The organism is Cupriavidus sp. MP-37 (assembly GCF_020618415.1).
Lineage (GTDB): Bacteria > Pseudomonadota > Gammaproteobacteria > Burkholderiales > Burkholderiaceae > Cupriavidus.
Genome location: NZ_CP085344.1, coordinates 1,934,725 through 1,956,549 on the forward strand (window position 1 = coordinate 1,934,725; position 21,825 = coordinate 1,956,549).

18 protein-coding genes and 3 tRNA genes are annotated in these 21,825 nt (G+C 66.8%); 13 read left to right on the forward strand and 8 right to left on the reverse strand.

Annotation, left to right across the window (positions count from 1 at the left end; genetic code table 11):
- The first annotated feature begins 3 nt into the window (after nucleotides 1-3).
- Genes LIN44_RS09075 through LIN44_RS09090 form a run of 4 tightly spaced genes read left to right on the forward strand, consistent with a single transcriptional unit; the run spans nucleotide 4 to nucleotide 4,780 of the window.
- A complete protein-coding gene (locus tag LIN44_RS09075) occupies nucleotides 4-1,083 on the forward strand; it encodes a hypothetical protein (protein WP_227311878.1) in 1,080 nt (359 codons plus the stop codon).
- Nucleotides 1,046-2,275 (forward strand): polysaccharide pyruvyl transferase family protein, encoded by a 1,230-nt coding sequence (locus LIN44_RS09080; protein WP_227311879.1) that lies wholly within the window; start codon nucleotides 1,046-1,048, stop codon nucleotides 2,273-2,275. Before LIN44_RS09075 ends, LIN44_RS09080 begins: the two co-directional genes overlap by 38 nt.
- Nucleotides 2,275-3,474 (forward strand): lipopolysaccharide biosynthesis protein, encoded by a 1,200-nt coding sequence (locus LIN44_RS09085; RefSeq protein WP_227311880.1) that lies wholly within the window; start codon nucleotides 2,275-2,277, stop codon nucleotides 3,472-3,474. Before LIN44_RS09080 ends, LIN44_RS09085 begins: the two co-directional genes overlap by 1 nt.
- Nucleotides 3,461-4,780: a hypothetical protein gene (locus LIN44_RS09090; RefSeq protein ID WP_227311881.1), complete on the forward strand. Its 1,320-nt coding sequence runs from the start codon at nucleotides 3,461-3,463 to the stop codon at nucleotides 4,778-4,780. The genes LIN44_RS09085 and LIN44_RS09090 overlap by 14 nt, the downstream gene beginning before the upstream one ends.
- A gap of 20 nt (nucleotides 4,781-4,800) precedes the next feature.
- Here LIN44_RS09090 and LIN44_RS09095 read toward each other — a convergent pair whose 3' ends face one another.
- Nucleotides 4,801-5,913, reverse strand: coding sequence for a glycosyltransferase (locus LIN44_RS09095; RefSeq protein WP_227311882.1), 1,113 nt, complete (start codon nucleotides 5,911-5,913; stop codon nucleotides 4,801-4,803).
- Nucleotides 5,914-5,984: 71 nt separating this feature from the next.
- Nucleotides 5,985-7,364 (reverse strand): undecaprenyl-phosphate glucose phosphotransferase, encoded by a 1,380-nt coding sequence (locus LIN44_RS09100; RefSeq protein ID WP_227314369.1) that lies wholly within the window; start codon nucleotides 7,362-7,364, stop codon nucleotides 5,985-5,987.
- 672 nt (nucleotides 7,365-8,036) lie between these two features.
- Between LIN44_RS09100 and LIN44_RS09105 the strand changes: the two genes are divergently transcribed.
- The 8 genes from LIN44_RS09105 (at nucleotide 8,037) to LIN44_RS09140 (ending at nucleotide 15,412) form a co-directional block, all read left to right on the forward strand.
- Entirely contained in the window at nucleotides 8,037-8,858 is an 822-nt protein-coding gene (locus tag LIN44_RS09105) for a transcriptional regulator (RefSeq protein WP_227311883.1), read from the forward strand.
- 290 nt (nucleotides 8,859-9,148) lie between these two features.
- Complete coding sequence (locus tag LIN44_RS09110; RefSeq protein ID WP_227311884.1) at nucleotides 9,149-10,861, forward strand: hypothetical protein; 1,713 nt, start codon at nucleotides 9,149-9,151, stop codon at nucleotides 10,859-10,861.
- A gap of 176 nt (nucleotides 10,862-11,037) precedes the next feature.
- Nucleotides 11,038-12,159 carry a hypothetical protein gene (locus LIN44_RS09115; RefSeq protein WP_227311885.1) on the forward strand — a complete coding sequence of 374 codons (1,122 nt, stop codon included), beginning with the start codon at nucleotides 11,038-11,040 and terminating at the stop codon, nucleotides 12,157-12,159.
- A gap of 673 nt (nucleotides 12,160-12,832) precedes the next feature.
- A complete protein-coding gene (locus LIN44_RS09120) occupies nucleotides 12,833-13,750 on the forward strand; it encodes a transcriptional regulator (protein WP_227311886.1) in 918 nt (305 codons plus the stop codon).
- Nucleotides 13,751-13,958: 208 nt separating this feature from the next.
- The gene (locus LIN44_RS09125) at nucleotides 13,959-15,041 is read left to right on the forward strand and encodes an alpha/beta fold hydrolase (protein ID WP_227311887.1); all 1,083 of its coding nucleotides are present in this window, start codon (nucleotides 13,959-13,961) and stop codon (nucleotides 15,039-15,041) included.
- A gap of 107 nt (nucleotides 15,042-15,148) precedes the next feature.
- Nucleotides 15,149-15,224 (forward strand) — tRNA-Asn (locus tag LIN44_RS09130).
- A gap of 4 nt (nucleotides 15,225-15,228) precedes the next feature.
- A tRNA-Gly gene (locus LIN44_RS09135) sits at nucleotides 15,229-15,304 on the forward strand.
- A gap of 33 nt (nucleotides 15,305-15,337) precedes the next feature.
- A tRNA-Thr gene (locus tag LIN44_RS09140) sits at nucleotides 15,338-15,412 on the forward strand.
- Between the two features lie 58 nt (nucleotides 15,413-15,470).
- Here the strand turns inward: LIN44_RS09140 and LIN44_RS09145 are convergent.
- The 3 genes from LIN44_RS09145 to LIN44_RS09155 all read right to left on the reverse strand — a co-directional run bounded on the left by LIN44_RS09145 (nucleotide 15,471) and on the right by LIN44_RS09155 (nucleotide 18,091).
- Nucleotides 15,471-16,817: a type II toxin-antitoxin system HipA family toxin gene (locus LIN44_RS09145; protein WP_227311888.1), complete on the reverse strand. Its 1,347-nt coding sequence runs from the start codon at nucleotides 16,815-16,817 to the stop codon at nucleotides 15,471-15,473.
- A 2-nt stretch (nucleotides 16,818-16,819) separates the two neighbouring features.
- Nucleotides 16,820-17,152, reverse strand: a complete 333-nt coding sequence (locus LIN44_RS09150; RefSeq protein WP_227311889.1) for a helix-turn-helix transcriptional regulator — start codon at nucleotides 17,150-17,152, stop codon at nucleotides 16,820-16,822.
- Nucleotides 17,153-17,380: 228 nt separating this feature from the next.
- Entirely contained in the window at nucleotides 17,381-18,091 is a 711-nt protein-coding gene (locus tag LIN44_RS09155; protein ID WP_227311890.1) for a VTT domain-containing protein, read from the reverse strand.
- Nucleotides 18,092-18,319: 228 nt separating this feature from the next.
- Here LIN44_RS09155 and LIN44_RS09160 point away from each other — a divergent pair, with 228 nt between their 5' ends.
- A complete protein-coding gene (locus tag LIN44_RS09160) occupies nucleotides 18,320-19,171 on the forward strand; it encodes a LuxR C-terminal-related transcriptional regulator (protein ID WP_227311891.1) in 852 nt (283 codons plus the stop codon).
- 30 nt (nucleotides 19,172-19,201) lie between these two features.
- Here the strand turns inward: LIN44_RS09160 and LIN44_RS09165 are convergent, their stop codons facing one another.
- The 3 genes from LIN44_RS09165 to LIN44_RS09175 form a co-directional block, all read right to left on the reverse strand.
- Nucleotides 19,202-20,431 carry a hypothetical protein gene (locus tag LIN44_RS09165; RefSeq protein ID WP_227311892.1) on the reverse strand — a complete coding sequence of 410 codons (1,230 nt, stop codon included), beginning with the start codon at nucleotides 20,429-20,431 and terminating at the stop codon, nucleotides 19,202-19,204.
- Nucleotides 20,432-20,729: 298 nt separating this feature from the next.
- A complete protein-coding gene (locus tag LIN44_RS09170) occupies nucleotides 20,730-21,251 on the reverse strand; it encodes a phage tail protein (protein ID WP_227311893.1) in 522 nt (173 codons plus the stop codon).
- A gap of 36 nt (nucleotides 21,252-21,287) precedes the next feature.
- Nucleotides 21,288-21,824, reverse strand: a complete 537-nt coding sequence (locus LIN44_RS09175) for a phage tail protein (protein ID WP_227311894.1) — start codon at nucleotides 21,822-21,824, stop codon at nucleotides 21,288-21,290.
- Nucleotide 21,825 lies beyond the last annotated feature (1 nt).

Genomic DNA, 21,825 nt, shown 5'->3' on the forward strand with positions numbered 1-21,825 from the left:
GCCATGCAAGCCGCGCGACTGGACCGCGACTGGGTCCTGGCAGAGCGCGGGCTGGCCACGGTGGCAAGCCTGGTGCTGAGCCTGCTCTACCTGACCATCTATTTCTTCGGGCGCGACGCGCTGCCGGAAAAATGGGTCACCGATTCCAACAAGATGCTGGAATTCCTGGTCAGCGGCTCGACCGACCTTGACGATTCGTTCGCCGCCACCGCCAAAGTGTTCTCGGTGTTCGGCGCGGAGTATGTCAATGTCGTCACCGCCACGGTCGGCGTGGCCTATCTCGCGCTGGCGTCGAGCCGGGTGGCGAGCCTGCGCGACCTGGCCACGCGCTGGCTGTTCGTGCTGCCCTGCATGCTGCTGAACCTGCTTTCGCCCGGCAAGGAGACCGTGGTGATCGCGATGTCGATCGTGCTGGTCATGGGCGGGATGTCGCGCGGCGTGTCGTTCCGCGGGCTGGTCGTGATGACCATGGTGCTGTATGGCTGCTACGCGCTGTTTATCCGCAACTACTACGCGATGATCCTGGTGCTGGCGCTGGGGATCCGCGCGACGGCGCGGCTGACGCCGGCATGGAAGGCCATCGTGCTGGCCTGCGTGCTGGGCGCGATCCTGGTGGCGCCGTCCGAGATCCTGTACATCCTGCAGTCGCCGCGGGATATCTCGAACAACTATGCACTGAGCATCGGCAGCGACAACCGCACCATGATCTGGAACCTGTATCCACCCACGTCTGGTGTGAATTTCATCGTCAACTACCTGTACGCGGCGGTCATGTTCGTGCTGCCGGTGATCAGTTTCCGCGCGCCGGTCGACCTGGCCATGATGCTGATGCATGCGGCAATCCTGCGCGTGGCGCTGCGCGGCTTGTCCGGCACGCCGGCGGTGACCGAAGCCGACCGCAAGCGCCGCTGGTTCGCCACGCTGGTGGTGGCGCATATCCTGGTGCAGTTTATCTTCGAGCCGGACCTGGGCAGCTATGTTCGCCATCTCACCTCGGTCAGCTTGTTCCTTATCCCTTTGCTAACGGCCTTGCCGGCCAAACAAGATGAAGCACATCGTCATATGCGCGGTGCCGTACAGTGACAACCTCGGCGATGCGGTGATCGCCGAAACGCTGGGCCACCTGATCCGCCAGGCCGTGCCGGATTGCCGGGTCAGTTTCCTCGACATCGCCGGGCGCACCCGGCTGGGGGAACACTCGCTGAAGAAGGGGCGCCTGATGCGGCTGTTCTCGCGGCTGCCTGGCTGGGCCCGGGTGCCGGTGCTGACCGCTGCCATCTGGCTGAAATACCGGCGGCAATGGCGCACCCGCTGGCAGCAGCAGCTGGCCGATGCGGATATGGTGGTGGTCGGCGGCGGCCAGCTGCTGTGCGACGTGGACCTGAATTTCCCGCTGAAGCTGTACTTGTTGGCGCGCTGCCTTGGCACCAACGCAAAGGTCGCGCTGGTATCGGTGGGCGTGGCGGCCGGCTGGTCGCGGCTGGGGCGCTACCTGGTGTCCCGCTTCTTCGGGCTGGCTGCACCGCAATATGTCTCGGTGCGGGATGAAAGCTCGCGGCGCAATATCGTCGGCCTCGGCGCGGGCGAGGCTTGCGACGTCGCCATCATTCCCGATCCTGCCATCCTGAGCTCGGCGCTGTACGCGCAGCCCGGGCTGGAAAAGCGCTGGGACGTGGGGATCTGTGTCTCGGACGTCGAAGCGCTGCACTACAACGCGGACCTCGTCAGCGTATCGGAGCAGGGCGGGGGACTGGGCATGTTCGTGGAACTGGTGCACAAGCTGCGGCAGGGCGGACAGCGCGTGGTGCTGTTCACCAACGGCGCCGAGGAAGACAACCTTGCCGCGGCAGCGGTCAGGAGCAGGCTGGAGGCGCAGGCCTTGGAGGGCGTGGACTACATGCTGCCCACATCCCCGGCGGAGCTGGCGTCGGTCATCGCCGGATGCCACAGCATGGTCGGGCACCGGATGCACGCCAACATCATCGCCTTCAGCTTCGGCGTGCCTTCCGTCGGCATCGTCTGGGACACCAAGGTCGCGTCGTTCTTCAAGCTGAGCGGGCGCGGCGATTTCGCGGTGCGGCAGAACGCCTGCGCCGACGACGTGATCGAACGGCTGGCGTACGCGCGCTCGCTGGGCGGGGCGCAGTTCAAGCGTTCGGCGCGGCTGGGCCGCGACATTACCGAGAATTTGGCGCTGCTGTTCCGGCAGCAGCTGGCCGTGCCGGCCGCGCCGGTGCCGCGCCAGGCGGCGGCGTCGCTCGAGGGGGCGCCATAATGCGCCGCATGCTGTCGGCGCTGGGCGCGGTATGCGAGCAGGCCGCGTATACAGCGGTGCAGTTCGGCATCAACGTGGCACTGGCCCGCTCGATGGACGTGGCGGGCTATGGGCTGGTCGCGGTGGTGCTGTCGCTGGTGGTGTTTATCAACATCTTCTATGTCTCGTTCCTGCACGAGCCGGCGCTGATCGAGGGGATCAAGCTGCGCGTGCGCTTCTCGCTCGAGGTCGCGGTGCTGACGGTGTTTCCGGTCGTGGCCGGGTCCATCCTCTACCTGTACGGGCATGGCCTGAGCACGTCGGCCTGCGCGGCGGCGGCAGTGCTGTTTGCCAGCTACACCGCCTACTGGGTGCTCAGGACCGTGGGCGCGAAGACGCGGGGTTATGCCGGGCTGCTGCTCTGCCACACGCTGATCGGCGGCGGCGTGGCCATGATCGGCCTCGCCTCCGGCACGCAGCCTGCGCCCGCGGCGATGCTGATGCTTGCCGCCGCAATCCTGCTGCCGACCCTGGTCGCCGCCGCCACGCTGCGCCGCCGCGGGCGCATCGAATTCATCCCGGGCCGGCCGGAGTCGCCGCGCCAGTGGCTGGGATTCGGCGCCAGCTCGGCCAGCGCGCAGCTGATGAGCTGGCTGGTCGGGCCGGGACTGGTGGTGCTGCTCGGCTCGCTCGGGCACTTTGCCGATTCGGCCAAGTTCCGCATCCTGCTTACGGTGCTGCTGCCGGCCCAATATGTCCTGATGGCGCTGGGCTACCACCTGATGCCGAAATTTGCCGCGTCGTTCAGGCAGGACGACACGCCCACGCTGGCCCGCAACGCGGCCGGGTTCGTGCTGGGCGGCGTGGTGTTGTCCGGCGCGCTGAGCGTGCTGCTGCTGTGGTTTGGCGACCAGCTTGTCGTCATGCTGTTCGGCGCGGCGTATGGAGATCTCGACGTGCGCTTCTTTTCGCTGTTTCCGATCGTGTTTGCGGTGGTGATGTGCCTGCGCACCTTGCTGAAATCCTTCGGCATGGCGCGCGCGATCTTCGTTGCAGCGGGCATCGGCCTGCTGGCCGGCATCGCGCTGGGGGCATGGCGCTATCCGCGGCTCGACTATCTCGTGGCGGCGCAGATCATGCTGGTGTCGTTCCTCGTCATCGCGCTGTTCCAGACCGGTGCGCTCGCCATGGGCGTACTGCGCAGGCATGTCGCCGCATAGCGCCGTATCGTCGCGCCAAGGCCCGCGGACGCGCGCGCTGGCGTTGGCGGCGCTGATCGCGCTCTCCGGCTGGTGGTCCGCGCGGGCAGCGCATGCGGAGAACTGGCAGGCCTCCGGCCGCATTGCATCGATGCCTGCCTTTGCCGTGCAGGTCGATCCGGCCACGGTGTCGGCCCGCGACCTTGCCGAGATCCGGCGCCTGGGTTTTTCGCATGTGCGTTTCGGCGTGCGGCCCGAGGTGGTGCGCGGGCACCTGGCGCCGCAGCGCTACGCGCAGGTCATTGCGCAGGCCCGCCAGGCCGGCCTGCAGATGCTGGTCACGTTGTATGGCGGGCGGTATATCTGGGGGGATGACGGCGAGGACGGCGGCAGCGATGCCAGCGAGGCGAAGTTCGCCGCGTTCGCCAGCCAGTTCATGCAGCGCAACGCGGGGCCGGACCTGTCGTACGAGATCTGGAACGAGCCCGACAACAAGACCTTCCTGCATCCGTCGGTACCCGTTTCACGGCTGCTCTCGACCGCCGGCAGGATCTGCGACGCGCTGGCGCAGGCTGGCACGGCGCCGCCGCCGTCCGTTTACCTGTTCGGCCTGGCGCGGCTGCCCGGGCCGGCAAACCCCGTAGCGGAGCAGTCCTTGTCGCGCCTGCTGACCGATCCGCGCCTGGGCTGCATCAAGGGACTCAGCATCCATCCGTACCGCGCCACGCCCGAGACGCTGCTGCGCGACTATCGGCAGCTGAGCGGCCGCATCCGCAATTCGCCGCGTCCGGGCGCGCAACTGATCGTCAGCGAATGGGGCTATGCCTCGTACCTGCCGGTGCGCAGCGAAGCCACGCAGGCGACGCTGGTCGCCCGGCAGGTACTCGCCGGCGTCATGGCGCAGGCGCCCATGCTGGGCATCTATGCATGGCGCGACCGCGGCCAGGCAAGATGGGACCGCGAGGCGAACTTCGGCTTGCTCAGGAACGATGGCTCGGAGAAGCCGGTCATCGCCATGCTGCGCGACCTGCTGGGCGTGCTGGCCGGGGCGCAGGACGCCCACTGGCGCCAGCGCCAGGACAGCTTCGTGCTGTCGCTGCGCCAGGGCGGCGCGGTCCATCGCATCTATTGGGGGCCGCAGGGCCGGACGCTGTTGCGCGAAGCGCTGGCGCAGGCGGGGCCAGGCGCGGCGGAGGGCTGCAAGGTCCGGGCCTTGGGCAGTGCAGAGGCGGCGCGTCCGTGCACGGCGCTGCTGCACGACAGCGCCGCGCTCGCCGACGCCGAAATGCTGCTGGCCAGCTGGCCCGGCGGCAACGCGCCGCCCTGACCGGCACGGCCGATGCCGGGCTAGGCGAGCACGGCGCGCGAGTAGAAGGACTCGAACTTCCTGGCCTGGGTCACGATATTGAATTCGGACTTGGCGCGCGTCACGGCGTGTTCCGACATGGTTTGCCACAGCGTGGCATCGCCGACGATGGCTTCGATCGAACTGGCCATGGAAGCGGCGTCGTCCACCGGCACGATAAAGCCGTTGCTGCCGTCGACGATGATGTCCTTGATGCCGTCGACGTCGGTGCCGACCACCGGGATCGCCAGCGCATTGGCTTCCGCCAGCACGTAGCCGAAGCTCTCGTAGTGCGAGGTCAGCACCACCACCGCGGCATGCGCCAGCAGTTCCAGCAGCTCGGTCCGTCCCATCCACGCGATCGCGGTGATGTCCTTGCCCTCGACCAGCCCGCGCTCCTGCAGCATGGCATCGAGCGTGGCGCGGTCATTCTCGTAGTGGCCGTAGCCGACCAGCATGAACTCGATGTCGGCACGGCCCTGGAACAGCCTGGCCACGTCCAGGAACATGGGGATGTTCTTCTGCGGGCTGATGCGCGCCACCATGATCACGCGCTTGACGCCGGCGCCCAGCCGCCTTTCCACCGGCACGGCGCGCGGCTCGACGGCATTCAGGATGGCATGCGCGCGCTCGTGCGGCAGGCCCACCTCATGGATGGCGCGGTCGCGCTCCGACGGCGAGGTGGCCAGCACCGCATCGGTAAGCCGGTGCAGGAAGCGCTCCGCCATCAGGAACACGCGCCGCTTGATGCCGCGCAGGCCCAGGTAATAGTAGGCATGCGGGGTGTAGACCACGCGCACGTTCAGGCCGATGCAGGCCAGCCGGCCCACCAGGCCCGCCTTGGAGCTGTGCAGGTGGACGATCTGCGGCGCCACGCGCTTGACCAGCGCGCGCAGGCTGAGCGCAGCCTTCAGGTCGTTGAGCGGATCGAGCTTGCGCGGAATCGGCAGGTAGCTGACGCCGAAATTGCGCGCATCGGCAATCGCCGAGACCGAGCATTGCCTGGGCAGGGCGAAGTGGAAGCTGATGCGCTCGTCGTTGATATGGGAGGCCAGCAGGTGCAGGTAGGTCTCGACACCTCCCAGGCACTCGGTCACGTGCAGGACTTTGATCATTGGCGTGCGGGTTCGATGGCTAAACAGGCGCGGAATGGACGCGGAATGGATGCGGAACGAACTGTGCTGGCTCAGTAGGCGTTGCTGCCCATCCAGCCGCGGAAGGCAGTCCAGAAGATGATGCGCAGGTCGAGCCAGAACGACCAGTTGCGGATGTAGAAGATGTCGTGCTCGACCCGCTTGGCCATCTTGTCCAGGGTGTCGGTCTCGCCGCGATAGCCGTTGATCTGCGCCCACCCGGTGATGCCCGGCTTGACGCGGTGGCGCAGCATGTAGAAGTCGAGCTGCTCCTTGTACATGTTGTTGTGCGCCATGGCGTGCGGACGCGGACCCACCACGCTCATCTCGCCCTTCAGCACGTTGATGAACTGCGGCAGCTCGTCCAGGCTGGTGCGGCGCAGGAAGGCGCCGATCGGCGTGACCCGGCTGTCGCCCTTGGTGGCTTGCGTGACGACGCCGTGTTCGGCATGCACCTTCATGCTGCGGAACTTGTAGACGTGGATGACGCGTCCGTCCAGCCCGAGCCGCTCCTGCTTGAAGAACACCGGGCCGGGCGAGTCGCGCTTGATCAGCACGGCGATCAGCAGGAACAGCGGCGACAGCGCGATCAGCACGAGCGCGGCGAAGGTGCGGTCGAAGATCGCCTTGATGGTGCCGCGCACGCCGAGCGAAGGCGGCTTGTTCATCTCCACCGCGGGCATGCCGAGGAAGTTGCCGACGTTGTGGTTGAGCAGGTCGAAGTCGAGCACGCTCGGCATCCACTTGATGTCGATGAAGTCATTGCGCAGCGAGAAGGCAATCTCCTGCATCAGGCGATGCTCGCTCATCGGCAGCGTCAGCCAGATCTCGGCAATGCCGTGCTCGCGTGCGAACGCGGCAATGTCGGCGCTGTCGTTGATGCGGCGGCGTCCTTCGGGCGTGGGCTCGCCTGCGGCGGCATAGATGCCGCTGATCTTGTAGCCGGTGGTGTGGCTTGCGGTGGCGCGGCGGTACATCTCCTGGCCGGTGCGGCCGAAGCCGACGATGATGACGCGCTTGTTGTTGGCACCGGCCACGCGCAGCACGTTGAGCACGAACCGGCTGACCACGCGCAACGCCACCAGCCCCGCCAGCGCGAACAGGTACCAGTACACCATCCACAAGCGCGACAGCGAGTCGGTCTGGTGCAGCAGGTAGGTCAGCAGCAGGCTGACCAGCCAGACCAGGCTCCACGCGGACAACAGCCGCCAAGCCAGCGACAACAGGCTGCGCCCGCGCCACGAGGTGTACACGTCGAACCCGGGCAGCACGATAAAGGCGATGGCGCAGCCAAAGTACTGGATGAACTGGTGGATTGGCGCCTGCGCGGTGTCGAAGCGCGCTTCACTGGCCAGGATTGCCGCCACCCAGATGGCGCCGGCGTCGAACAGGCGAGCCATCAGCGCGAGCTGATCGTGGTGCCTGGCAAACATATCGCGATAGATACCCAATTGCTTCTCCCAGAAGCGTTGAGTAATGGGCGCTCAAGCGAGTGCCCACGCCCTTGTTGTCTCCTCCGAATTCCCGGTCCGCGCGAACTGGCGGCCAGGCTCGTCGCATGGCATGCATCTGACCGTGCCTGCTCATGGCGTGATCAAGCAGAGTCGTGCGGGGCCGCCTTGCGGCAGCGTTCCATGGTGTGGCGGCGGTCAGCGCGTGACCTGCCACGGGCCGCATCGGTGAGGGGCCGTCCATGGAACTGCAACGCTCTCTTTCTGCCGGTGCGCTGAAGGCGCCGGCGTGCTCCGTGTTTTCAGGAGCGAATAGTGCGATGCGGCCAAAAGCGTCGGTACCCTTCATCGGAAGGGAAACTCCGGACGCGTGTGGACCGGTCTCGCGCCGGTGCCTGCAGCGCAAATCGTGGGGGACGTGAGCGGCTTTCGCGCGTTTTTTCGCGCGCGAAAATGCCGCCGTTTGCGCTTGCGCGTTACCCCGCGCAAGGGGGGAAACGACAGGGCAGCGCACCCCTCGCCGCGGGGGTGAGAATAAAAAGCGATGACGAGCAGGTCCGCGAGCAGGTCCGGCAGCGCCGGATCGGTGCGGGGCACCGGCAAGGCCGATGCGGCGCAGCGTCCGGGCATTCTTCACTCCACCGCGGTAGAGGCATGAGAAAGAACACAGAGCCACTTACGGTCTTCACGCGCGAACAGCTGGATTCGTATTTCGCGTCGTACGTAGGGATGGAAGGCGGCAATCCGGGCGCTGCGGTCTGGTTCTGCGACAGCGCTCCGCATCCCGGCCTGGCGCCGCTCTCGGGCCCGCTGGTTCCGCATGCGCGGCCCACCGCCTGGGATGCCGCCTACCGCTACAAGTACCGGCATCACATGGAGCGCTGGCAATCGCACCAGAGGATCGCGCGCATCATGTCGGCGGCGCGCGCCAGGGTGTTCAAGACCACCATGGGCGAGCAGGACTGGAAGCATTACTTCGACCATCACCTGTACGGTCCGCAGGGCGCCGAGTTCAAGCTCAGCCTGTTTCCGCTGCCGGCGCGCCTGACCGACGAGATCCCGTGGTCGAAGGCCTTTCGCGGCCAGCCGGAACTGTTTCCGCGGCAGCGCTATCTCGACCTGTGCCGCGCCGGCCGCCGCTTTGCCTTTATCGACGGCATTCGCCGGCTGTGGAAACCCAAGGTGGTGATATGCCTGGGCGAGCGGCACGCCGACGACTTCGTGCAGGCCTTCGGCCTGGCGCAGGCGCATGCCACCGAACATGTGCTGCAGCCCGCCGACCAGCCCAAGACGCTGCGCGTGCTGGAGCGCGACGGCACCACGTGGCTGATCTGTCCGCCGCTGGCCGGGGCCGGGGGAATGATGTCCGATGTGCTGCTGGACGCGATGGGGCAGTACCTGTCGCGCTGGCTGCACCCTGACGATTTCTCCGGTCACGTCGTCGGCATGGCGCAGGAGCCGGTGAGCCAGCCATGAACCAGCGCCAGCGAGCGTCATCGACGCCCCCGGCCGGCCCGCGGCATGCGCCGCGGCGACGCTTTGCGTTTCCCCCGCCATGTAGGGATGACACCGGTTGGTGGATGCGTTTACCTGCGGGCTGCCGCGATGGGCAGGCTGCTGCCGCGGCATCCGCCTGCGGCGTCGCACGTGGCAGCAGAGGCAGCAGAGGCAGCGCATGGCGTCGCAGACTGCGCAAGGCAGGTTCACCGTCGCAGGCTTCCCCACCATGTTTCGTCGTAGCGAAGTATTGATCTCAGGAGAGCAGCGTGCAAAGCAAAACCCGGAACATCTTCATCCTTGGCATCATGGCAGGCGCGGCGGCAACGCTCGTCGCTTGCGGCGGCGGTGGCGACGACTCGCCAGCGCCTGGCCAGCCGTCCCAGCCCTCGGCCACGGTCAGCGGCAAGGCGGTGGACTTCTACCTGTCGGGCTCGACCGTCACCTTCCTCGACTGCGAAAACAAGACCGCGGTCACCAATGCCACGGGCGACTTCACTTTCCCGGCCGGCTGCACCAAGAGCGCGCTGAAGCTGACCGGCGGCACCGATGTCGGCACCAACCTGCCGTTCGCCGGGGTGCTGCAGGCGCCGGCGATCGATTACCGCGAGGGCGTGACCCAGGTGGTGTCGCCGCTGACCACGCTGGCGGTGCAGCTCGGGGCAGGCCCGGTCGCGCCGCTGGCAACGGGCCTGGGCCTTGCCGGCAAGGACCTGGCCACGCTTGACCCGATGCAGGATGCGGCCGCGCTGCGCGCGGCGGTGGTGGTGCAGCAACTGGTCGACCATGTCTCCAAGACGCTGACCGGCCTGGGCGCGGGCGGCACGCTGACGCCGGCGGATTCGGCCGCGGCGGCGTCGAAGGCGGTCGCCACCGCGGTGGCGAGCGCGCCGGGCACGGCGGACCTGACCAGCGGAGCGCTGGTGGCGGGTGTCGTCTCCAGCGCCGTGCAGAATGCGCAATCCGGGCTGCCCGCCAGCCTGCAGTCGAACATCGGCGCCGTGGCCACCAATGTGGCCGCGCTGGCCGCGCCGGTGATCGCCAGCGAAGTGGATAGCGTCAGCACCGCGCTGGAAGCGATCGACGTCAGCAGCAGCCCGACCGAAACGCTTTCGGCCCTGATCGAGGGCGGGTCGATCAACATCGTTACGCAGAGCGCCCAGGCGACCACGACCGCGGCGCTGGTGCAGGCGGTCACGGATAGCGCGCTGACCAATGCCGCGAACGCGGCGGGGCTGGCCCAGCTCGGCGGCGCCGTATCGAGCGGCAGTGCCGCCCAGATCCAGCAGGTCGCCGCGAACCTCGGCGGCGTGGTCGACGCGGGCGCCATCAACAGCGTGGCCGACGCGGTCCGGCTGAAGAACTCGCTGGTGCTGTCGAACCTGACCATCAACGGCGTGACGCAGCCGATCACCGACACCATCACCGCCACCGGCGGCTCGCTCGATGCCATCCAGGTGGGCGTAGCACAGAACGGCGATGCCTTCAACGGCGGGCCGACGCAGGTGCGCGCGGGCCTGAGCTACACCTATAACGGCAACCAGGTCGATGTCATCATCGAGAACGTGACGCTGACCTTCAACGGCTCGCAACTGGTCGATGCGGTGGTGCCGGCCAACACCGCGTATTCGTTCCGTGTCAGCGGCAACCTGTCGGTCGCGGCAAGCCTGACCAACGCCGCCGCGGACAGCCTGTTCTCCAGCGCCAACGGCGGCTCGCTCAACCTGCCGTTCACCACCTTCCTGGGCAAGCTGCGCTCCTCCGGCGCACTCAGCCAGGCGCAGGTCGACGCGCTCACGCCGAAGGCGACCAGCACCTTCCCGGTGACCTTCGCCACCACCACCGGCCGCCCGGGCAGGGATGTGCGCGTAGGCATGCTGGTCAACAACGACATCGCGTTCGCCAAGACGGCACTGGTCAAGACCGATGCCGAGATGGTGGTCGGCGACGGCCTCAAGACCACGGTCACGCTCAACCCGTGACCGGCGCGTAGTGCCGTAGTGAGGCCTTCCGCCCGGACGGGGAAGGCCAGGTCCCCGGTCATCCGAGCGCGTGCCGCATGCCGTGCGCCGAGGGTGGCCGGGTCATGTTCTGTCCGCGTCGGGCGTTTCCGCGGAACGCCCCGCATGAGGCTCGCCCAGCGGCCTCGGAGTTTCCTATGCAGCTGCTTCGAAAGCGCCGGCTCGACCAGGCCTGCGCCCTGATGCTGGGGCTGTGTGCCGTCGGTACGGCCAGGGCCGCCCCGGACGATGTGTTCATGCAAGCCGAGCCCGCCACCGGCGAGTTCACCTCGGTGCGGGTGGAGGCCAGCTACGACATGGTCAACCGCAGCGTCGATGTGTTCAACTTGCGCGGGCGCCAGGGCCCGGTGTCGGACAACGCGGGCGACTACAGCGGCGGCAAGCTCATGTTGGGCTACAAGTTCTCGCCGCACTGGTCGGGATCGGCCACTTACTGGCGCCGCGGCATCGAGTACGGGCACGACCGCAACCACATCGATACCTGGATGCTGGCGATGCACTACGACCCGCTCGCCGAGGCCGGCGCGCGCGACCGCATCATGCTGCGTTTCTCGCTGTGGGGAGACCACGCCGGCAGCCTCAACCGCTCGTCGCTGGTGATGGTGCGCAATACGACATTCAACAGCCTCACCGTGAACAACGCGAATGATGTCCAGGCCCAGGCCGACGTGATCTTTTCGGGCGAGCTGAGCGAGCGCAACCAGCTTACCGGCTTTGTCGGGCTCGGCATCAGCCGCGTCACGGTCGCCAGCCTCAATACCCGGCTGCAGCGCGGCAACTGCAATTTCAATGTTGCCATCGGCTCCGACAATCTCGCCAATGGCCAGCTGGCGGCGCCCTGCAACGTGGGCAACGTCACGCTGCAGTCGGCCTCGTTTTCCGTCAATGCCGGCCAGTTCGGGCTGGATTTCAACGACGATTTCAACTACACCGCCGGCTACCTGAACCTGGGCGGGTCGTGGCGCTGGAAATACGAGCGCTTCGCCGCGCGCCTGGGCTACCAGTTCCAGTACCTGCTGCGCAGCAATGTCGACAGCCGCGCCAAGACCTACGGCAACGCGCCGATCCGGTCCAACCATACGCTGGGGCTGGAGCTGTCGTATGGGGTGGCGAAGAACGTCGAGGTGTTCCTGCGCGGCCAAGCCTCGCTGTACAACTTCGTCGGCACCATCCCGTTCCTCTACAACGCGACCACCGCCGGCAAGCTGGATCGCTACTACGGCTACGGCTCGATCGGCATCCGGTTTTCCGGATTCTGAGCCGCGCCGGGGCGGCGCGAGCCAATTAGAGGTAATCCGTCAGTTAATTTTTTATCCCCTCCGCCGAGGGGATGGAAAATCGCACCCTAAATATATTGCAGCGCAGCAGGCCGCTTATTTCAGACCTTAGAAGATTGAAATTCCTATATCCGGATGCATTGGATAAAATCAGCCCGATCAAGAAAGGGATATTGAGCCCTATATCAGTCGAACCGGCACCGGCATGGTGCGTCTTTTGAGAAGCGTCCTTGCATATCTGGCACGCAGCTCATTTTTACAGGTTCGAAATAAATGTAATTTTTTGTTTCTCTGGGGGAAGTAAAATAATGAGCCAGATTCGACCTGTTTAGATAAGCACAGACCCAAGGCGTCTTTATCGGGGCCAGCAATGGCTTCGACATCCTCATTACCGGATGGCCTGGCAGGCGGCGCTGCACGCCCGGGCACGCCTGTTCCATTCATTCACGCAGGCAGTTCAGGACATTATAAGAACCGATGGAGGCATGCCGCTCGGGGGAGGGGCATGCCGCGTCCGTCCATTTCCTGTGCTGCAGAAAAAAAGAAATTGCACATGACCACGGCAGTACGTCCGCCCGTTGCGGCGGCGGCATGCCGCGGCATTACATGTTGGGGGTCCCACTAAGCAGCAAGGGATAAAATGCAGCATTCACGGATGTTCACGCGCCAGGAACTGGACCGTTATTTTGCCTCCTATGTCGGGATGGAGGGAGGCAATCCAGGGGCTGCCGTCTGGATATGCGACCGAAGCCCCGCGTGGTCGGAGCCTATCGTCGCACCGCTTAATCCACAACTGGCCCCGCCGGCCTGGGACGCCGTGTTCCGCCAGCAGCATCGACAAGACATGGCCAGGTGGTTCGGCCACCAGTGCATGGCGCGCATCATGGCCGCCGCGCGGGCCGAGGCGCTGGGGGTGCGGCTCGGCGACAACGACTGGGAACACTACTACTGGGGCCATCTCTACTCGCCTGGCGGCGCGGAATTCAGGCTGAGCCTGTTTCCGCTGCCCGCGCATGTCGACGGCAGAACCACGTGGTCCAAGGCGTTCCGCGGCCAGCCGGAACTGATTCCGCAGAAGCGCTATGTCACGTTGTGCCGGGAGGGTGAACGCTTCCGCTTCATCGCCAGGACCTGCGAGCGCTGGCGTCCGAAGGTGGTCATCTGCCTGAGCCACCGCCATACCGACGAATATATCGAAGCGTTTGCGCTGGACGGCGTCGCGGGCGAAGAGCACGCGCTGCGGCCGGCGGACCAGGCCAGGCGCCTGCACCTGTTCACCCGGGGCGACACCACCTGGATCATCTGCCCGGCGATCGGCGGCAGCGCCGGCATGACCTCGCAGGTCCAGCTCGACGCGTTCGGGAAGTTTATCGGGGCGCGGCTGGCGGCGAGCGACTTCAAGCATTGCCTGGAGCTGGATGCGCATCAGCCAGCGGCCCGGCCCGAGCGCCAGCCGGAGCGGCACGCGGTGCCGGCGGTCGCGGTCGCCGAGCGCGAGATGGGGCATCGCATCCGGCCGGGTCTTGCCTGGGGCCAAGCCGCCATGACCGGGAATTGCGAGACCTTCGCCTAGCGCTGCCTGGCGGGGACGGGCTGTGTGGTATCGCCATGTGGTATCGCCGTGTTGTATCGCCGTTTAGGATCGCCACTTTGTATCCCCGTATTGGACGATCCCGGTCCAGATACACGGCGATACACAAGGCCCGGTTTCAGACACATGCCGCTTGCACCGGACTCCTAGACTTGCGTTCGGATTCACACCACGCATACAGGAGAACAATATGTCGAACGCCATCAACCTGCCCCGTCGGGGCTTTCTGGGTGCTGCCGCGGTGACGCTGGCGGCCGGTTCGCTGGGCCTGGCGCGCGCGGCGCGTGCACAGGCCGGGGTGTCGCCGGCGGACACGTTGCCCGCCGTCACGCCGGGCACGCATACGGGCTTTGCTTCGATCCGGCAGATCGACGCCGGCGTGCTCAACGTCGGCTACGCGGAGGCGGGCCCGGCCGACGGGCCGGTCGCCTTGCTGCTGCACGGCTGGCCTTATGACATCCACAGCTTTGCCGACGTGACGCCGCTGCTGGCGGCGCGCGGTTATCGCGTGATCGTGCCTTACCTGCGCGGCTATGGTTCGACCACCTTCCTGTCGGCCGACACCCTGCGCAATGGCCAGCCTTCGGCGCTCGCTGCCGACATGATTGCGTTGCTGGACGCGCTCAAGATCCAGAATGCGGTGGTGGCGGGCTTCGACTGGGGTGCGCGTACCGCCGACATCATGGCGGCGTTGTGGCCCGAGCGTGTGCGCGCGCTGGTGGCGGTCAGCGGCTACCTGATCGGCAGCCAGGCCGCAGGCCGGCAGCCGCTGGCGCCGGAGGCCGAGCTGCAGTGGTGGTACCAGTTCTATTTCGCCACCGACCGCGGCCGCGCCGGCTATCAGCAACACACGCACCAGTTCGCCCGGCTGATCTGGAAACTGGCCTCGCCGCAGTGGAACTTCGACGACGCCACCTTCGCGCGCAGCGCCGCGGCGCTGGACAATCCCGACCACGTCGCCATCACCATCCACAACTACCGCTGGCGGCAGGGCCTCGCCGCCGGCGAAGCCCGCTTCGATGCGATCGAGCAGCGGCTGGCCACGGCGCCCGCCATCGGCGTGCCCACCATCACCATCGAGGGCGATGCCAACGGCGCGCCGCATCCGAAGCCGAGCGCCTATGCCAGCAAGTTCACCGGCTGGTACGAGCACCGGACCCTGAGCGGCGGAGTGGGCCACAATCCGCCGCAGGAGGCGCCCACGGCGTTTGCACAGGCCGTGATCGACGTCGACCGGCAGGCGCCGGGGCGCGGCGTGCGCGGCGCGGCGTGACTGCCGGCGCGGGTTCGCAGTGCAGCGCTGAATCGGCTTTCAAAACAGGGCTTTCAAATCGGCGCGATGATGTTGTAGAATTCGCGCTTCGCTGAACGGCGATATGTTCCCTGATAGCTCAGTCGGTAGAGCGACGGACTGTTAATCCGCAGGTCCCTGGTTCGAGCCCAGGTCGGGGAGCCAGCATGCGGGAGTAGCTCAGTTGGTAGAGCGCAACCTTGCCAAGGTTGAGGTCGCGAGTTCGAGACTCGTCTCCCGCTCCAGATGATTCCGCGTGGGTCCACGCCGGAACCCCCGCCCATGTGGCTCAGTGGCAGAGCACTCCCTTGGTAAGGGAGAGGTCGGCAGTTCGATCCTGCCCATGGGCACCATTCTCCCTTGCGCTTTCCCTTGCGCATTTTCGATGCTTGCGCTGGCCCGCGCCGGCGTCTACAAATCCGTCTCGGCCGGCGTTGCCAGCCTGCGGTTGTGCCGGCGCATGCCGTCGAAGATCGCGTCGGCCAGATCCAGCGGGAACTCAGCCGGCAATCCCGACGCAACCTTGTCGATGACCTGCGCGGTCAGCCCGGTCACGTGGTCCAGGATGGCCTCGACCTCGGCGGGCGGGAAGCCGATGCGCTGTCCCTGGGCAAACCAGTGGCGCCGGCGGATCTCGGCGATGGCGTAGTGGCGGTTGCGGCCATGCAGCGCCATCGCCAGCCGGGCCTTCTGCGGCGCCAGCTGGTTGCGGCCGCGGCCGATCACGGGATGCGCCGACAGGACGTCGTACAGCGGCGTCGCCTCATACTGGCTGCCCGGCAGGTGGCTGATGCTGAAGTTCTTGGCATGGCCGTCGGTTGCCGCCAGCAGCCAGAACACCACCTGCGCCATGAAGAAATGCCGCCGGTCGGTCGCCGCCGCGCGCGAGCCGGACAGGATCTCGGCAATCGGCTGGATCCCGGGCCCGCCGTCGGACTCGTATTTCTGCAAGGCCGAGATGCCGGTGGCCTGGCACATGTCTTCCTGCGGCAGGCGCAGCAGCCAGGTGCCGCGGCTCGACGGCCTGCGGTCGAAGCGTTCGACCACCAGTGCCTTGGTGTCGGCGAAGCGGGCGATCTCGCACCGGGCCACGGGCAGGCCATAGGCCGCGACGATCTGCGCGCACAGCCATTCGTTTTCGACCGAGGTGCGCATGTCGGCGCGCATATTGCCCACCAGTCCGAGCGGCAGCTTGAAGATGTGCGTGGTCGGCGTGCTGCCCTGGGGCAGCTGCCATTGTCCGCGCCAGCGCAGCAGCGCGGTTTTCTCCTGCGCGCCGGCGATCGACAGCCGCAGGTCGTCGATGGGCTCGCGCTGGCCGAGCACGGGCGCCGACGTGGTTTCGCGCAGCAGCGTCGCAATGTCTTCGTCGCTGAGCGCGCGGCCGCTGACCGTCTGCAGCGCCTCGGGCGCTTCGCCGGGCGGCAGCATCTGGATGGCACCGACGCAGTCGCGTCCCACCCTGGCCAGCAGCGCGAAGGCGTCGGTGCCGCCGGCCCGATAGCGCGCCGCGATGCGGCGGCGGATGACATCGCTGTCGGGCAGCAGGTTGTCGAAATAGTTGGCCACCGCGGGACCGCGATGCGGCTGGTTGCCCGGTGTGAACGGCAGCGACAAGGACAGCGGGCGTCCCTGCGGATCGGCGATCCAGTCTTCGCGGTAGACCAGCCGGTCACCGCCGGCGCCGGTTTCCCAATGGCCGACCGGGATGCCGTTCATCCACAGGTCCAGCCGGTTGCCTTGCCGCGCGCGCGCCATGGTCACCAGTCCTCGCGCGGACGCCGGCGCGTCGCGGGGCGGGCCTGTTCAGGCGGGCTTGCCGGCGCCTTCGCTTTGGCCCGGGGCCGGGCTGGCACGGGCTGCGCGGTGTCGCCGGCCTCCGCCTGCGACAGCACGAGTTCGACGCCGAGCACGCGCAGCACCCGCAGCAGACGTTCGACGCTGACGGCGGCGGGGTTGGCTTCGAGTTCGGCGTAGGTTTGCTGCGTGACCCCGAGGTGCTCTGCCATCACGGCCTGGGTCATGCCGCGGGACTTGCGGAATCCCTGCAGAATCGGACGCAGCTGATGGACGGTCTTGATGGCGTAGTGCATGGCGCGGGGTTTTGGACCCGGGGGACCCGGTTGGATCCGGCAGGCGGCCGGACGGATACAGGATATTACCTGTTTCCCTGATTTACAAGCTTTAGCCTGTTATCCATAAAAACAGGCCATTGGCTGTATTTTAAGATTTGTATCTTACGATCACCGGGCAGAACCTGTGAGATGCCTGACTGCCAGGCAGTTGGCCGCTGTGGCGCCCACGCCCCGCCTGCAGTCCGCTCAGCGCTGCGGCAGGCGTGACCGGTGCTTCCTTGCACGCAGCGCCAGCCCGGCCGCCACCGCGACCACGGCGAGTACGCCCACGGCGACCAGGAAGTGCAGGGGCCGGTCGATGGCGAGGCTTTCCCCCGCGACCACGATGCCGAACGCATAGCCCGCTTCGGCGATGGCCATGGCCGCGAGGAATTTCAGGAAGGGGTAGTGCATGGTGCCGAACAGGTAGCCGGGGATCTCCGAAGGCACCGCGATGCAGAACAGCAGCACCGCCCAGAACTTCATTCGCTTCGACACATAGCCCCGGTACTTCTCCAGCTTGTCCGCGTAGCCGGTACGGGCGAGCAGGGGACCGGCGAGGCGGCCGATACCGAACGCCGCGCACGCGCCCAGCAGCCAGCCGCCCCACAGCAGCAGCACCGTCAGCGGCTTGCCCCATACCTCGCTGGCCACCGGCACCAGCACCACGCTCGAGGCAAAGGCGAGCATCGCCGAAACGGCCGAGTACACGAAGAAGACCATCGCCCCCGCCACGGGGTGCTGCGCCATGATCTCGCGCGCCCAGTCGACGGCCTGTTCGACCAGGTCCTTGAAGGCAGGCGACATCGCGACCATGACGGCCAGCACGGCCACGGTGCCGAGCGCAAGCCAGAACCAGATCGCGCGCCGGAGGGTGTGCCGCTTCCCAGACAATGTGGCAGACAGTTTGCTCAGCATATGAAAATTTAGAACGCGCGGCCGGGGGCAAAGTTTCGGCGCTGGCCGGCACGCCCGCCGGACCGTTGCCGGACGGCCACGGCAGTGCAGGGATGCAGGGCGTTCATGGCGAGTGGGCGCATGGTGCCTGTGCATGTCGCGTCTGCGTGCGGCAAGATACAATGCGACGGTCCTGGCATTTTCATCATTCTTGTCGTTACCTTTGTGCCCCGCAGGCGAAAGGCCAGTATGCGCCCCTCACCGACCGCCCTGACGTCCGAGGACAAGAAGCTGCAGGCATTCCGCGATGAAGTGATCGCCCTGTACGAGCAGGAGCCAGACTTGCTGGCGCTGCCGCACGTGCTGTTCCCCAGCGTGGCCAGGCTCACCGACGCCGACGTCGTCAGCTATGCCGAATTCCACCACCGCAGCAAGGAGGTCCGCGCGCTGGTCTCGGTGGACGATGACCCCGCCGCGCGCGCACGCGGCATGCAGGCTTTTGCCAGGCACCGGCACAGCCATCCGTTCTGGCAATGCGAGCCCGCGTTCTATGGCGAACGCGCCTTGCGCGAATCGGATTTCTTCAGCGATGACGAATTCATGGCGCTGCCGATGGCGAGGGAAGCCTTGCTGCCGTTGAACGCGCGACGGCTGCTGGCGATCGTGTTCCAGCACGACGGCTATGTGGTCACCGTGATGAGCTTGCGCGTCAGCGGCAGTCCGCCGTTCAGCGATGGCGACCGCGACCGCCTGCAGGCGCTGCGCCCGCACTTGCTGCGCTGCTACCGCCAGGCGCAGCAGCGCACCGTGGCCAAGCTCGGGCCGGCAGAGCGCCTGCGGCTGGCCTTCCCGACGCTGACGCCGCGCCAGCTCGAGGTGTGCGGATGGCTGGCGCAAGGCAAGTCGAACGAGGACATCGCGGCCATCCTCGGCGTCAGCGTCGACACCGTAAAGGTCCATGCCCGCGTGATCTACGACAAGATCGGCGCGGGCGGCCGGCACGGCGTGGTGGCGATGGCCCATACCGTGCCGCCGTTCGCGCAGTGGCCGCCGCTGTGGACGCTGCGTACGGCCGCCCCCGCGCCAGGGGCAGCCGCCTGACCAACGCGTGGCCCGTGGCCGCCCGGACCGCTACAGCCTGAGCGAAGGCCGCGCCGTGCTTGCCTTGCCGGCCAGCGGGCCGGCCACGGTCTTCAGCGCGCGCTGGCTTTGCGGCGGATAGACCGTGGCGGCGATCTCTGGCAGCGGATCCTGCACGCAGGCGCCTACCGTGTTCATGTTGTCGATCACCTGGAACGTCGTGATGGTGGGCAGTGCTTGCCACCAGACGCCGGTCGTGGTCACGTCCGGCTTGTCGATTTCAAACTTCTTCGCGATCGTGGTCGCCTCGCTGATCGACAGCTCCTCGGTGAACGACACCGAATAGGACAGCGTCAGGTTGACCTTGGCGCTGAGCACGCCGATGTCGAACCCGGATTCCAGCCCCAGGCTGACCCCCAGGGTTTGCGTTTCGCTGTCGGTGATGCTGACGCCGGTGGTGACGTCGACCTCGTAGCCCGTGTCCAGTCCGGGTTGTCCGGTCAGCTCCACCAGTTGCTGCCACACCTGGCTGATGCTGAGGATGGTGTAGGAGCTGCTGTCCGTGCCCGGCACCACCATGGTGAACGGTGTGTTGGCAGCCACGGTGGCCGGCATTTGCTCGCCGACGTAGCTCGGCGCTGGCGGCTGGTTCGCGGCGACGTAGGGCGTCGACGGTGGCGTGTCGAGCGTCACGATGCTGGCACCGCCCATGAAAGCCGGGCCGCTCGGGCCCCAGTTGCTGATGGCGCCATAGGGCTGGAGCACGAAGCCCTGCGTCGCGGTCTGGTCGGCGCCGTTGGTCAGCAGCACCGACTGCACCATGCCGCAGAACGGATACGAAGTGCCGTCCCAGAACGCGCCAACGTAGCTGGTGCCGCCGCTGACCGGTTGCTGCAGCGGATTGTCGGACACCGGCACCGATTGCACTTGCACGCCGTTGACCAGGCCCACCAGGCTCTGGCCCTGGGTCCAGATCATCTCCACCAGGCTCCACTGGTCGGTCGGGATCTGCCCGGCCTGGAAGGTAAAGCGGTTGCCGGCGTTGTCCCACACTTCCGGATACAGCATCGGCACGTCGCCGCCGCGGGTCCCCACGCCCAGGATCAGCGATTCACAGAGCGAAAACACTTTCTGGTCGGCGGGCAGTCCTGCGCTGTCGACATAGATCCAGGCCAGTACATGCACGGTGCTGGAGTTCAGGATGATGCCTGGCGCGCCGGCATTGAACTGCACGGCGCCGGGCGACGAGAAATTGAATGCACTGACAGTTGGAGCGCTCATGGTGTTACCCCTCGGATTCTGAATCGGTCATGAAGCAACGGGAACGGCATTCACCCCCGCAACAATGTGCCGCCGTATTGGTGGCGATGCGCGACGGAAGCGAAGGTGGCGGCTGAGGATCTTTTGTGGCCTGCGCTCCCGCAGCAGGTTGCGTGGCGCATGGCGCCGCACATGCGTGCTGCTGGGGCAATATAGGATCGGGCCATGCCGGTCGCCATTACTCATCGGGATTAGTGCGGCGGGGCAGGACGCCGGTCGTTGGCCTGTCAGCAGCGTTTCGATGGCGGACATCGACGGCCTACGGACGCGGCGGAAATTCGCCGGTCAGCGCAATGCAGTACATCAGCACCGTGCAGGGCTGCATGTTCTCGTGCGGCTGGCTGGCGCCGGACGTGCCCACGGCCTGCGGCGACAACGTGGTCATGACGGGTGCCGGCGAGGCGCCGACGGGGATGCAGGTCTGGTTGTTGGGCACCATGAAGCGGGCCGGCAAGCGGGCGCTGGCCTCGGTGGAGACCGCGCGCGCGGTGTCGCCGTAAACCGCGTGGTTGTGCGCTGGCATTTCCGCCGCGGTGAGCGTGACCGTGGCCGCGCCCTGCGGATTGCCGGGCTGGTTGTCGACCGGTCCGGTCACCGCGCGGCCGCGCAGGTCGGGCAGGGCGAAGTTGGTGGTGCCGTTGCCGCCGTACTGGGTGCCGAGCAGCGAGAACAGCGCCGGGTTCTGCTGGATCGCCAGCAGCTGGCCGTCGCACGAAGCCCAGCCGGCCGGCGGGTAGGCGCAGCCGAAGATGCGGATTTCTCCCAGGTACTGGTCTGACATATTGCCTCCGGGTTCAGGTTGGCTCGCGCCAGGCGCTCAGCTTTGCGACGGATAGATTCCGTCCGTGGCGATGATGTAGGTCAGCGACAGCGTGGGCATCTGGTTGCTGTGGGGCTGCGTGCCGCCCGCCATGCCGAGCGACCCCGGCGCAAAGGCATTCTTGCCGGGCGGGTTGGCGGTGCCGGCGTCGTAGAACACGTTCGGCGACGGCGTGGTGCCGGGCAGCACGTCCGGTCCGGGCGTGACCGTGGAGGCGATCGTGTTGGTCGCCTGGATCGGATGGGTGTGCCCCGGGATCTGGCTCGCCAGCAGGGTCACGTTGGCACTGCCGAAGGCCTGGCCGATGGTCCGCTCGCTCAGTCCGGGCCCGGTGCCCTGGCCCAGCGGCAGGTTGCCGCGCAGGTCCGGCAGTTTGAAGGTGGTGGTGCCGTCGCCGCCGTAGAGCGTGCCCAGCAGCGAGAACAGCATCTCGTACTCGGCAATGCTGAGCGTCTGGCCAGCACAGAATTGCCATCCCGCCGGCGCAAAGTTGCCGGCAAACATCCGGATTTCACCCACGAACGGTTCCGCCATG